This is a genomic window from Gammaproteobacteria bacterium (genome assembly GCA_029862005.1).
In the GTDB taxonomy this organism is placed as follows: Bacteria; Pseudomonadota; Gammaproteobacteria.
The window spans coordinates 282,848-296,132 of record JAOTYD010000001.1; the positions used below are offsets into that span (position 1 = coordinate 282,848).

The 13,285-nt window shown below is 55.6% G+C and carries 9 protein-coding genes; 7 read left to right on the forward strand and 2 right to left on the reverse strand.

The genetic code is table 11. The annotated features are described in order from the left end of the window. Positions 1 to 175: 175 nt before the first annotated feature. Positions 176 to 1,822: an electron transfer flavoprotein-ubiquinone oxidoreductase gene (locus tag OES20_01320; GenBank protein MDH3633321.1), complete on the forward strand. Its 1,647-nt coding sequence runs from the start codon at positions 176 to 178 to the stop codon at positions 1,820 to 1,822. A 131-nt stretch (positions 1,823 to 1,953) separates the two neighbouring features. Continuing rightward, a complete protein-coding gene (locus OES20_01325) occupies positions 1,954 to 2,295 on the forward strand; it encodes a 5-carboxymethyl-2-hydroxymuconate Delta-isomerase (GenBank protein ID MDH3633322.1) in 342 nt (113 codons plus the stop codon). 6 nt (positions 2,296 to 2,301) lie between these two features. Here the strand turns inward: OES20_01325 and OES20_01330 are convergent, their stop codons facing one another. Next, complete coding sequence (locus OES20_01330; protein MDH3633323.1) at positions 2,302 to 3,309, reverse strand: phosphotransferase; 1,008 nt, start codon at positions 3,307 to 3,309, stop codon at positions 2,302 to 2,304. 317 nt (positions 3,310 to 3,626) lie between these two features. Between OES20_01330 and OES20_01335 the strand changes: the two genes are divergently transcribed. The 3 genes from OES20_01335 to OES20_01345 all read left to right on the forward strand — a co-directional run bounded on the left by OES20_01335 (position 3,627) and on the right by OES20_01345 (position 8,907). Next, the gene (locus OES20_01335; GenBank protein MDH3633324.1) at positions 3,627 to 5,657 is read left to right on the forward strand and encodes a hydantoinase/oxoprolinase family protein; all 2,031 of its coding nucleotides are present in this window, start codon (positions 3,627 to 3,629) and stop codon (positions 5,655 to 5,657) included. After that, on the forward strand, positions 5,654 to 6,322 hold the full coding sequence (locus tag OES20_01340) for a hypothetical protein (protein ID MDH3633325.1): 669 nt from the start codon (positions 5,654 to 5,656) through the stop codon (positions 6,320 to 6,322). The genes OES20_01335 and OES20_01340 overlap by 4 nt, the downstream gene beginning before the upstream one ends. 185 nt (positions 6,323 to 6,507) lie before the next feature. Next, positions 6,508 to 8,907, forward strand: coding sequence for a protein kinase (locus OES20_01345; protein ID MDH3633326.1), 2,400 nt, complete (start codon positions 6,508 to 6,510; stop codon positions 8,905 to 8,907). Positions 8,908 to 9,051: 144 nt separating this feature from the next. Here the strand turns inward: OES20_01345 and pta are convergent, their stop codons facing one another. Continuing rightward, positions 9,052 to 10,047, reverse strand: coding sequence for a phosphate acetyltransferase (gene pta, locus OES20_01350; GenBank protein ID MDH3633327.1), 996 nt, complete (start codon positions 10,045 to 10,047; stop codon positions 9,052 to 9,054). Positions 10,048 to 10,241: 194 nt separating this feature from the next. On the opposite strand from pta, the gene OES20_01355 reads away from it, so the two are divergent. Together OES20_01355 and OES20_01360 are read left to right on the forward strand one after the other, a co-directional pair. Then, complete coding sequence (locus tag OES20_01355; GenBank protein ID MDH3633328.1) at positions 10,242 to 11,837, forward strand: Re/Si-specific NAD(P)(+) transhydrogenase subunit alpha; 1,596 nt, start codon at positions 10,242 to 10,244, stop codon at positions 11,835 to 11,837. A gap of 5 nt (positions 11,838 to 11,842) precedes the next feature. Next, positions 11,843 to 13,231: an NAD(P)(+) transhydrogenase (Re/Si-specific) subunit beta gene (locus OES20_01360; GenBank protein MDH3633329.1), complete on the forward strand. Its 1,389-nt coding sequence runs from the start codon at positions 11,843 to 11,845 to the stop codon at positions 13,229 to 13,231. Positions 13,232 to 13,285: the final 54 nt, after the last annotated feature.

Consider the following 13,285-nt stretch of genomic DNA (forward strand, 5'->3'; position numbering starts at 1 on the left):
AGTGTTGAATCGTCGCTTCGGGCTGCTCAGAAGACGCTCTGCGACAACATATGCCAATGTCGTTTCTCAATAAGAACTGCGCAGAAGCCGGGTATATTGTGCGGGTCCGTATCTAGGCTAAAGCCGCCGCGTAACTTATAATTCGCCGGCCTTTCGAGACGAACCGGGGATAACCGTGGAAAGAGAAGCTATGAATTTTGACGTGGTCATCGTCGGTGCCGGGCCGTCGGGATTGACCATGGGTATTCGCCTCGCACAGCTGGCGCAGGAACAGGAGCGCGAACTGACGATCTGTATTCTCGAAAAAGGTGCCGAAGTCGGGGCGCATATTCTTTCCGGTGCGGTGGTCGAGACGCGCACGCTGACCGAGTTAATCCCCGACTGGAAGGAAAAAGGCGCGCCTTTAAACGTGCCGGTCAAGTCCGACCAGTTCAAGTACCTGACCGCTTCGGGTTCGATCCCGATGCCAACACCGCCACAGATGCATAACGAGGGTAACTATATTATCAGCCTCGGCAACCTGTGCCGCTGGCTCGCTGAGCAGGCCGAGGGACTGGGTGTCGAGATATTTCCAGGATTCGCCGCAGCCGAAGTGCTTTACGATGACAGCGGTGCGGTGCGGGGTGTCGCGACCGGTGATATGGGCATCGGCAAGAATGGTGAACCGACCGAAAACTATGAGCCCGGGGTCGAATTGATTGGTCGCCAGACTATTTTTGCCGAGGGTTGTCGGGGCTCGCTCACCGGCGAGCTGATGCAAAAGTACAACCTGCGGGACGGGGTTGAGCCGCAAACCTACGGTATCGGCATCAAGGAAATCTGGGAAGTCAGGCCCGAGGTGCATGACGAGGGCGCGACCCTGCATACCATCGGCTGGCCACTCAAGTCCGATACCTACGGCGGTTCATTTCTCTATCACAACGATAACAACCAGGTCGCCGTTGGCTTTGTTATCGGGCTCGATTATCGCAATCCGCATTTGAGCCCGTTCGATGAGTTCCAGCGCTTCAAGAACCATCCGGATATACGCCCGATCTTTGAAGGCGGAAATCGTGTCTCCTACGGCGCGCGCGCCATTTCCGAGGGTGGGTTGCAGTCGATCCCGAAACTGACTTTCCCGGGTGGGTTGCTGGTCGGCGATACCGCCGGCTTTCTCAATGTACCCAAAATCAAGGGTACCCATACCTCGATGAAATCGGCAATGCTTGCGGCCGAGGCCGTATTCGAACTGTTACCGGCTGAATACGATGAGGAGAACCCGGGCGCCGCACTCGAGGCAACCGCGTACCCGGAAAAATTAAAACAATCCTGGCTGTGGCAGGAATTGTACAAGGTGCGCAATATACGTCCCGCTTTCCAGAAAGGCCTGTGGTGGGGATTGTTCAATGCCGCGCTGGATACCTATATTTTTCGCGGCAAGGCGCCCTGGACCCTGGGTCATCATGCGGACCATGAGCAGATTGGCAATAAGAACGATTACCCGGGTATTGATTACCCCAAACCCGATGGAGTCGTCAGCTTCGATCGTTCGTCGTCGGTGTACCTGTCCGGTACCTATCACGAAGATAACCAGCCCGCGCACCTGCAATTGCGCGACGATAGCGTACCTATCAAGCTGAACCTGGAAAAATACGACGCACCGGAACAGCGTTACTGCCCGGCCGGAGTATATGAAATTGTCAAAGTTGACGGCGACCCGGCCCTGCAAATCAATGCCCAGAACTGCGTGCACTGCAAAACCTGCGATATCAAGGATCCCAGCCAGAACATACACTGGACCGTGCCGGAAGGTGGCGGTGGACCTGCTTATCCCAACATGTGACCTGGTCAGCCCAGCGTGTCCGGGATCTCGAAAAGGTCTGTCGCTGAACGGGCTTTGAGTCGGTACAAAAAAAGGGAACTGACCCCCATAAGGGGCCAGCTCCCAGTAGTATGTTCCCTTAGGAGAGAACAATGCCTCACTGTATTATAGATTACTCCTCGGAGGTTGCAGGCCAGATCGAAATCGATGCCCTGATCGATGCCGTCCACCAGGGCGCAATGGAGTCGGAACTGTTTGCTGAATACGACATAAAAACTCGCGCCCTCGGTTACCCGGACCATCGTACCGGGCAAACCCCTGATTCCTTCGTGCACGTGGCGCTGCACCTGCTGTCGGGGCGCAGCGATGCACAAAAAGCGATGCTCAGCGAATGCGTCCTCGGCCGAATCGAACCGCTATTACCCCGGGTTGCCAGCGTCAGTGTCGAAATTCTGGATATTCATCGCGACAGCTATCGCAAGCGCGTGCTGTAACTGTTGTCATTCCGGACGGCAGGCGGTCCGCATGGCTTCGAGCGCTTCGGCGTAGCTGATACGCTGCAAATTGTCGAGCAGGTTCCAGCTTTGCTGCTCGTCGATACTGAGGTACTCGTTGCCAGGTTCGAGCCGGCGCTGGTGGGCACAAATACAGACGCTCATGCAAAGGCGCATGCAGACCAGGTCGAACAGCAGGCTGATCTCGGTTTCTTCTAATGGCAGGGTCTGATGGTAACCCCGTACCAGTGCCTGCGCCGCGCGCATCGGATCAGCCTCATCAAGCATCGCGTAAGCGGCCGCGATTGCGGGTTCGACGACCAGCCAGATATTCAGCATATCGCCAAAGTCGATAATGCTGATCACACGCTCAGCCATGTCGTCGACAATAACATTTTGCCGGTTGGCGTCATTATGGATAATCGCACGTCTCAATCCGTCTTGCACCGGCAGCACGTGTTCCCGAAAACTGCTTTCGAAGTGCTCGACCAGTCCGCGTTCGGTCGCGTTTGCGAGTAGCGGTTTGTAGGCATCCAGCACTGGTAGTGCCGATTCCATGTTCCATAGCAGGGGCCGTTCGAGTCCGGGGTGCGAGAATCCTGCAAGCGCCTGGTCGAGCAACGCCAGTCGCTGGCCAATGTCAGCCAGCAATTCCGGTTTCGACCCGGCTACGTCTGCCCACAGACGCCCCTCGACAAACGGTAGAACACGACAGCAATGTTTATTGCCGTGCGCGTCGTACAGGGTTTCAATGTACTGTCCATTAACGGATACCAGCGCCGTCACTACACCGGGAAAAACCTGCGCATCAGCCAGCCGCTGAAACACCTGGTGTTGACATTCGAGGATCGCCGGTGATTCCTGCAGGTTGGCAATTTTGAAAACGAATTTTCCGCGCGCGTCATCGACCAGGAAATTCAGGTCGCGTTCGCCATGCAGTTGTTGCATCGGTCCCTCGAGCGCAAAAAGTCGCCGTGCATTATCGGTCACCGCGGCCGTATCAAATTCAGGCAATAGGCAACTATCGGACATGAGTAATGGATTGAGGATCGATCGTCATGGAATTGTGTGTCTTTAGAAAAACAGGATTCAATGCGATTTCAGAATGATTCGATAATTTTGAAATCGCTGGCACAGGGGCGCAGTTTACACCTGCGTAATAAAAGATACGACCGATATGGCAGGGCAGCAAGATGCCGACAGGTTAATCGTAAAAAATAAGACTATTCTTACAGAGATCTTGTCGCAAATGGTTAACTGGCGGTCGTAGACTGCTGGTTGCGGTAAATATATAGTCCGAAGAAATCAGCGGTAACAACAGGAGTTTTTTAATGTCGCTTCGTCTTGGGATCGACACCGGCGGTACCTATACCGACGCGGTGCTGGTCGATGACAACAAGCAAATCGTCAGTGCCGAGAAAAGCCTCACCACGCGTTTTGATTTAAGCCTGGGGATTGGTGATGTAATCGCTAAACTTCCGGCTGACGTGCTGGCCGATGTTTCCATGGTTTCGCTTTCCACGACGCTGACCACCAACTCGGTGGTAGAAGACCTGGGCGCACCCGTGTGCGTGCTGTTGCCGGGTTACACCGATGAACAGGTCAGGCAAAGCGGGTTGCTGGATATACTGCCGAAGCAGTTGGTAGTGACCCTCGAAGGCGGCTATGATGCTGTTGGCCGAGAGCACAAGCCACTGGATGAAGACCGGGCCCGGGAAGCGATTGAGAAGTTACAGGATCAGGTCTCGGCATTCGCAATATCAGGCATGTTTGGCACACGCAACTCGAGCCATGAAAACCGTCTCAAGCGACTCGTCACCGAGCTGACCGATATGCCGGTAATCTGTGGGCACGAGTTGGCTTCGAACCTGGGTGCGCCGCGCCGCGCGCTTACCGCGGCCCTGAATGCACGCATGGTGCCACCGATCAGGGAACTCATTACCTCGGTGCAGAAAATTCTCGCGCGTCACGACATCGACGCGCCGCTGATGCTGGTGAAAGGTGACGGCTCGCTCGCAAGCCTCGAAAACGCGATCGAGAAACCGATCGGAACCGTGCTCTCGGGTCCCGCGGCGAGCGTTATCGGTGCTTGCCGATTGTCGGGGCTCGACAACGCGATTGTTGCCGACATGGGCGGCACCACGACCGATATCGCGATCGTCAGTAACGGCCAGCCGCAGCTGTGCGAAGATGGGGCGAGGATTGGTGAGTGGCAGCCGATGGTCGAAGCGGTACGCGTTAATTCGATTGGCCTCGGCGGCGACAGTGAAATTCATTTCGGTGGCCACCGGGGACTGTCGCTCGGTCCGCGCCGGGTGGTACCGACCAGCCTGTTGGCGCATCTTTTTCCCGAGGTTATACCGAAGCTGGAAGCGCAGCTGGGGGGTATGGTCAGTGCCCGTAGTAATCGATTCGTCATGCGCCTGGAAAACAACCGGGCGCTGTTGCAGCAGCTTAACGCGGTTGAACTCGAGGCCTGGGAGTTGTTATCGGACAAGCCGATCGAACTCGACGCGATCGTAGAGCAGGATCGAACCTACGCGCGGGCACTCGCCAAGCTGAAACGGCTTGGACTCGCGATTTACAGCGGCTTTACACCCACCGATGCGATCCATGTGCTCGGCATCAATTCACACTGGGACGGCCATGCGGCAGAACTGTCGGCACGCATCTGGATGCGCCAGATGCGTTTTCTATACGGTTACGGCAAGTGGGACAGCGATGATGTCGAAACTGCCTGTAGCCAGGTTTATGATCTCGTCATCTCGACCATCCGGCGTCTGCTGGTCGAGGTGGGTTTGAACGAATTCGATCAGAGCGGCAAATCGGGCAAGACCAGCGGTATTGTCGACACCATTACACGCATGGTGATCGGCAGCCACCAATCGAAGGGACACAAGCCGTTATTCAAGCTTGATTTTGCCAGTGACTACCCGATCGTTGCGGTTGGTGCACCGGCCGCAAGTTATTATCGGGATGTCGCCGACAGCATGTTTATCGGCCTACACCTGCCCGAGTATGCCGATGTCGCTAATGCGTTTGGTGCCGTCATGGGTAGCGTCATTCAGCGTGCGCAGGTGACGGTGACACAACCCCAACACGGTACTTTTTGCCTGTTTCACCAGGATCAACCAAAACATTTCGACAACCTGGAAGATGCCAAGCGGGAGGCAGAACAGATCGTTTCGCTCGCGGCGCAACAAATGGCTCTGGAGGCCGGTGCCATCGATCCGACGGTGACGCTCGCATTCGACGATATCCACGTGCAGGACGACATCGATGGTGAGTTATTTCTCGAATCGACCGTGATTGCGACCGCGATCGGTCCGGCCTGCAACTGGCGTACGGAGACCAGTGCGTGAAGCTCGAAGAAATCCTGCAATCCTACGGGTTGTTCGTGCGCGGCATTACCGAGATCAACAAAGCCGAGATCGAAACCTATGGATTTCCCGCAGACAAGCCGGCGCTTGCCCTGGTTGGAAATATCGGCTCGAGTTACTGGCCGGTATTCAGCCGCTCGCCGGAATTTCTCGATGGTCAACCGCATCCGCTGGATCGCTGGAGCCGGCGCGTCGCCGAGGCGCTTGCCGCCGAGCTGCTGGTGCGGCCGGTCTATCCTTTCGAAGGACCTCCCTACTACCCGTTTCAGCAGTGGGCGCAGCGTGCCGAGGCGCTCCAGCAGTCGCCGATAGGCGTTATGATTCATCCCGAGTTCGGGCTTTGGCACTCGTATCGTTTCGCACTGCTCGGTGCACAGTTCGAGACGATACCGGCGTGCTCACCAGCGGATTCTCCCTGTCTCGGCTGTGAAACCAAACCCTGCCTGCATCGCTGCCCGGTCGACGCATTTGATACCAGCGGTTATGACGTCGAGCGCTGCCGGAAATACCTGCAGCAAACCCCGCAGGCCGGGTGCCATGCAACGGGCTGCCTCGCGCGCTATGCCTGCCCGATTGCACCTGGCCTGGCCTATACGGCAGACCAGGGGCAATTCCATTTAAAAGCCTTCCTGAACCTCGATAATTAATGCATTGCGTCATTTTGTAAGACCTTGATTTAAAAGGCTTGCAGCGGTGCGGGTACGACCAAAAAAAAGTAGTTTTTTGCCGCTTTTGTTTCTGGATTCTAATCTATACTTAGACTGTTGATTTAACGACGAATTTAGCGGAAAAGAGTGCGGACTGACGAGTCTGCGAGGTTTTACTGTTCCATATGGCAAAAATCGGAAACATTTTTTTCAACCGAACGCTCAACCATTTTCTCGAATGCGATGACCTCAAAAGCAAGAAAGCTTTGTCGTTGATGGAGAAAATTCGGGCGTCGGCAGGCGATAACCTGGAAAAGGTGTTGGAGACAATTACCCAGACCGAAGAGCCTCATCGGGAGGCGCTGAAGACTATCTGTCGCGAGTCGGTCGAGGGATTCTCGGAAGAATACTTCCTCGACGTGCTGGCGCATGATCAAACAGAGTTCCGTGCCGCCGCCAGCGACATCCTGTCGCATAATACTGCCATCGATGCGACTAAACTGTTCCAGCGACTGCACGACCCGAAGTCATCCCCGGTCGAGGTCATCGAAGTGCTCGAAGCGCAGAAACATCTGCTGAAGCCGGAAGATATCATCAACCACTCGCTAAAACTGGAATCGGACGATGCCATCCAGCTGCTAAAACTGGTCGAAGGCAGCCAGCAGCCGGTTGACTTATCGCGCCTGAGTTTTCAGCTCGACAAGATCAAGAGTCCGGTTTACAAGATTAACCTGCTGCATTATTTCGGTAGCGTTAACGAACCGAAGATTCCGCTAATCGTTGTCCGCTTCCTGGATGATTCCAACAAGGTCGTTGTACTCGAAGCGCTCAAAACCCTGGATCGAATGCAAATTAATTTCGATGCATCGGCGTTGCTGCCCTTTACCGAGTCGATGACGGGTGTTGAACTCGATCTTCTGCTCAAGATTATCGCCAAGCAGGCCGATGCCAGCCTGGTACCGCACCTGTCGGCCTACCTGACTTTGAAGTCGGACGAGCTCAATGAGTTCTTTGGGCGTATCGTCGTCGTTAACGCGGATAAAGAGAACTTTGAAAAATTTCTCAAGCGCCTGAGTATCGAGGACGACTGGACCCAGCAGCAGTCGGTTGCCTGCGTACAAAAGTATGCCGATGAGAATCTCTCTGAAGTGGCGCGCGAACTGACTGACCACGAACAGGAATTCGTGCGTAATACGGCACAAACGCTGGTGATGAAACTGATCGGCGACGAGGATCTCGGAAAAATCGAGGAATATGCGCTTAGCGAAAACTGGCAGGTGCGTGAACGCGCCATTCAGTCCCTGGCCAAGTCGTCGAATCGGGGCGCGATACCAATTCTCAAGAAATTGGTCGCGACCTATCCGGATGATTTTGTGCTGGCCCTGCGTGCAGTCAAAAAGCTGGGCATGGGCAAGGGTCTCGAAATTGCCTTCGAAGGACTGAAGAATTCCGAGCCCAACATACAGCGTGCGTCGCTAGAGACGATCGAGGCGATCACCACCGAGAAACACGCTACCGATGTGCGTGACAATATCCTGTGGAACCTCCCGGTACTGACCACCGAAATGCGGGAATTTGGCAAAATGCTGATGTCGCAGATCACCAAGGATTTCAACCTGCCCGATATTCAAATCGACGAAGAGTCGAATACCAGCACCGGCGTGGTTGATCTACCGTTGTTTGGTGGCGGAACCGGTACCGTCAGACCCGACGAAAGACTCTCACCTCTGGACCAGCTGAAGCCGGGCTCGGTGTGGATGGACCGCTACCATATCACCAAAGAGATCGGCCGCGGTGCAATGGGACGCGTGATGCTGGCCGAAGACGACATGGTTGACGAATCGCTGATACTGAAATTTATGCTGCCCGAGCTAACTGTCGACCAGAAGTCGACCGAACGCTTCAAGCGCGAAGTCAAATACGCACGTAAGGTGAGTCATCGTAACGTGATTCGCGTGCATGATATCTTGCAGAAAGACAGGGTCTGTGCGATCTCGATGGAGTATTTCAAGAGCCGCGGTCTCGAAGAAGTTCTCGATGAGGTGGTAGTATTCGAGACGCTTGACGGACTCAAGATCCTGCATCAGATTGCGAGCGGCATGGCGGCCGCGCACGAACAGGAAGTGATACACCGTGACCTGAAACCCAGTAACATCCTGATCGACGACAAGTGGCACGTGAAGATCGTGGATTTCGGTATCGCCTCGGCTGGCACGGCCTCGGAGGCCACGCTGACCCAGACCGGCTCGATTATCGGCAGCCCGGCCTACCTCGCACCCGAGCGTGCGGAAGGCGTCGATGCGGACGAGCGCAGCGATATCTACTCACTGGGTGTCATTGCCTATTACATGTTCAGCGGCCAGTTACCCTACAGCGGTAAGCCGATGGAAGTGCTGGCAAAGCATCGCGAGGGAAATGCGCTACCAATTATGAAGGTCTATGACGAAGCCGCGCCGGAAGTTTCAAAACTCATTGTTAAAATGATGGCGGTTGATCCGTCGGCCCGTCCGCAATCGATGGACGAAGTGCGCGACGAAGCCAAGGCTCTTGTCGATCAGTTCACCCTGCCCGAAGAAATCACGTAACATCCTCCGTCTCGAATAGTGTTATTCCCGACTTGCGTGCCCGCTTATCGGGAATCTTGAAATAGCGGCATCATTGCGAGTTCCCGATACGTCAACCCAGCGTGCGCTGGGGGGCCGCTTGCGCGGCGATGACGTCAGAATGAGTCACCCCCGTGACTGCACCGCGGTAAGCGCAATCAGGTAATAGACATCATCCGTATTACAACCACGCGAGAGATCATTGGCCGGGCGGCTTAACCCTTGCAGGATCGGGCCGATAGCAACTGCTCCGCCGAATCGCTGGGTCAATTTATAGCCAATGTTGCCGGCATTCAGGTCAGGAAAGATCAGCACGTTGGCGCGCCCGTCAATGCGGGATTTGGAAATCTTCTGTGACGCGATTGCGGGTATGATGGCCGCATCGAGCTGAACTTCGCCTTCGACCGCGACGCCGGGCATTTGCTTGCGCGCAAGTTCGGTAGCCTCGCGTACTTTCTCGACTAGCGGATGATTGGCACTGCCGTCGGTAGAAAACGACAGCATCGCAACGCGCGGCTCATCGCCGATCAACTGCCGTGCCGACTGCGCGGCCGCGACCGCGATCTCGGCCAGTTGTTCCGCGTCCGGGTCGACGATCAGGCCGCAATCGGCAAACACCATGGCTTGCCTGGGATTATGATGTTCGGCTTCGAACAGCATCAGCATGAAACTTGAAACCGAGTTGAATCCGGGCATCACACCCACGATCTGCAGCGCCGACCGAACGCGATCGCCGGTGGTATAAACCGCACCTGCGATTGAGCCATCGGCATCGTTGGCGCGCAGCATCAGGTCGGCGAAACACAGCGGATCCAGCGCCTGCTGCTGCGCCTGCTCGAGCGCCATACCCTTGTGCTTACGCAGGCGCCAAAGTTCCTTACTATATCTTTGGTGGTATTGTGAAGCGCTCGGATCTTCGATTCTAATACCGTTTAAATCAAAACCTGATGCATTGGCCTGTTCGTGGATTGCGGCCTCGTTGCCAACGAGTACGCAATTTGCGATCCCATTCTCGGTGGCGCGTTGTGCGGCCTCGATAATGCGCTTGTCCTCGCCTTCTGCGAGCACGATCGTTTGCCGATGGGTTTGAGCCTTGCGGATGATGGAATCTAGAAATTGCATGGTCTAAATTGAAATTTTCCATGGTCGGGGGCAAAGAAGTGCTGCAGAATAATGCACCTATAACGAAAGGGTGTCTACGAGAACCGTTCTACAGGACCTTGGTATACTATAAGCCAAGACTTTTTCTGAGCCCTGTCAGTAAGTTCTTGAACTCGCCATACAATAATTTTTAGCCAACCGGGGGCGACAAAAACATGAGGATCGCAATACCTGCAGAAATCCATCGCGGTGAAAAGCGTGTTGCCACCTCACCCGAGGTGGTTCGAAAGCTGATTGCGGCTGGATTCGAAGTCACGGTCGAAACAGGCGCGGGCGCGGGCGCAAATTTTAGCGACGACGTCTTTCTCGGAGTGGGTGCCGCAATTGCAGATGACGCCGAATCGGCCTGGGCTGCGGGTGACCTGGTCCTCAAGGTCCGACCGCCGGAATATAATGAGGCACTTGGCCGTCACGAAACTCAACTGATGTCCGAGGGCGCCTGCCTGATCAGTTTTATCTGGCCCGCACAAAACGAAGACCTGCTAAAGCATCTTACTGCCAAGAAGGCGACAGCGCTCGCGATGGACAGCATCCCGCGTATCTCGCGGGCACAAAAACTCGACGCGTTAAGTTCGATGGCGAATATTGCCGGTTACCGTGCCGTGATCGAGGCTTCGCATCATTTTGGCCGTTTTTTTGCCGGCCAGATTACCGCCGCCGGTAAAGTTGATCCTGCCAAAGTGCTCGTAATCGGGGCAGGCGTAGCAGGGCTTGCCGCGATCGGCACCGCCAAATCCCTGGGCGCGATCGTGCGCGCCTTCGATACCCGTCCCGAGGTCAAGGACCAGATCCAGAGCATGGATGCCGAGTTTCTCGAACTCGATTTTGAAGAGGATGGTTCGGGCACAGGTGGCTATGCCAAGGTTATGAGCAAGGAGTTCATCGAAGCCGAAATGGAGTTGTTTGCCGAGCAGGCGCGCGAGGTCGATATCATCATCACAACCGCGTTGATCCCGGGCAAACCGGCTCCCAAGCTGATCACCAATGCGATGGTGTTAAGCATGGCGGACGGAAGCGTTATTGTCGACCTCGCGGCCGAGCAAGGTGGCAACTGTGAGGAAACCGTGCCCGGCAAGGTAGTAACTCGATACGGAGTACATATCATCGGTTATACCGATCTGACCAGTCGACTGGCGACCCAGGCAAGTCAACTCTACGCGACCAATATCTATAACCTGATCATGGAGATGTGTCCGGAGAAGGACGGCAACATCGCCGTCGATATGGAAGACGATGTTATTCGCGGCGCTACCGTCGTCAACCAGGGCGAAATCACGTGGCCACCGCCGGCGATTGCGGTTAGTGCGGAACGCAAGCCAAGCTTTGGTGGCCAGGCGTTCAAACCCGAAGAACAGGCTGGCGGGGACAAGGCCCCGGAGGTCGCCATTAAAGCGCTGGAAATCTCCCGTTTCGTCCGCAGTGTCTGGTTCCCGATGATATTGGGTGGCCTGGCATTATTCGGCCTTGGCCAGGTGGCTCCGCCGTCTTTCATGGCGCATTTCACCGTGTTTGTATTGTCGTGTTTCATTGGTTACATGGTGATCTGGAACGTCAGCCCCAGTTTGCATACACCGCTGATGAGTGTCACCAACGCGATCAGCAGTATCATCATACTGGGTGCGTTGACGCAGATATCGAGCAACGACAGTCTGATTTATGTACTGGCCGGAATTGCGGTGTTTATTACCTGCATCAATATCGTGGGTGGATTTTCCGTAACGCAGCGCATGCTGCAGATGTTCCGGGGATAAGCGTTATGTCTCCCAGCCTGATTACGGTCTCCTATCTCGCCTCCGCGGTGCTGTTCATCCTGGCACTGGGAGGACTGAGTACCAACGATACCGCCCGCCGTGGCAACCTGTTCGGCATGATCGGCATGGCCATCGCGGTGCTGGTCACGGTTATCGCTTTCGTCAACCGAAACTTCGAAATACTGTTGGTGCTGATGGTGGCCGGTGGGGCAATCGGTTTCGTGCTGTCGCGCCGGGTTCAGATGACGCAAATGCCGGAACTGGTGGCCATATTGCACAGCCTGGTAGGCCTGGCCGCGGTTTTGATCGGCTTTGCCACCTTCCTGGATCCCGCGATCGAATACGTCGGGGTCGAGAAAACCATCCACGAAATTGAAATCTATATCGGGATCTGTATCGGTGCGCTGACCTTTACCGGTTCGGTCATCGCCTACGGCAAGCTTAGCGGCATGATCGGTGGTGCGCCGATGATGTTACCAGCCCGTCACTGGCTAAACCTGGCACTGTTCATCGCCGTGGTGGTGATAGCGGTGCGCTTCGTCGGTGAACCCGATCATAGCCAGGCCATGCTGTTACTGCTCGCGATGACCGTTATTGCGTTATTGTTTGGTGTTCACATGGTGGCGGCAATCGGGGGTGCCGATATGCCAGTTGTCATCTCGATGTTGAACAGCTATTCCGGTTGGGCTGCTGCCGCCACCGGTTTCATGCTGTCGAATGATTTGCTGATCGTGACCGGTGCCCTGGTGGGCAGCAGTGGCGCGATCTTGAGCTACATCATGTGCCGTGCGATGAATCGTCATTTCGTCAGCGTCATCGCCGGTGGTTTCGGTACCTCGGGGGGTTCATCTACTGGTCCCAGTTTCGAGGGCGAAGTGCAGACCATCGATATCCCGGCAATGGCAGAGCTTCTCAATGGTGCCAAACAGGTCATGGTCATTCCCGGTTACGGGATGGCCACGGCACAGGCGCAGCACGCGGTTGCCGACATCACCAGGACTCTAATCAACAAGGGGATCAAGGTTCGCTTTGGCATCCACCCGGTAGCAGGGCGCATGCCCGGTCACATGAACGTGCTGTTGGCCGAGGCGAAGGTGCCGTACGATATCGTGTTTGAAATGGACGAGATCAATGACGATTTTCCCGACATCGACGTCTCGATCGTGGTTGGTGCCAACGATACGGTTAATCCGCTGGCCCAGGAAGACGTCGACAGCCCGATCTCGGGTATGCCGGTGCTCGAGGTCTGGAAAGGTCACACTACCGTGGTGCTCAAGCGCGGCATGGCGGCCGGCTATGCCGGGGTCGATAATCCGCTGTTCGTCAAGGACAACACACGCATGCTGTTCGGCGATGCGCGCGCAAGTCTCGAGGCGCTCTCCCAGGCGCTCTAACTGGGCCCTCGAGCCGATGCGTCGGACCGTACAATCTTTGCGGACGACACCAGG

Coding starts and splice junctions, on each gene's coding strand:
- OES20_01325 (MDH3633322.1), top strand. CDS start 1,954: ATGCCTCACTGTATTATAGATTACTCCTCGGAGGTTGCAGGCCAGATC.
- OES20_01335 (MDH3633324.1), top strand. CDS start 3,627: ATGTCGCTTCGTCTTGGGATCGACACCGGCGGTACCTATACCGACGCG.
- OES20_01345 (MDH3633326.1), top strand. CDS start 6,508: ATGGCAAAAATCGGAAACATTTTTTTCAACCGAACGCTCAACCATTTT.
- pta (MDH3633327.1), bottom strand. CDS start 10,047: ATGCAATTTCTAGATTCCATCATCCGCAAGGCTCAAACCCATCGGCAA.
- OES20_01355 (MDH3633328.1), top strand. CDS start 10,242: ATGAGGATCGCAATACCTGCAGAAATCCATCGCGGTGAAAAGCGTGTT.
- OES20_01360 (MDH3633329.1), top strand. CDS start 11,843: ATGTCTCCCAGCCTGATTACGGTCTCCTATCTCGCCTCCGCGGTGCTG.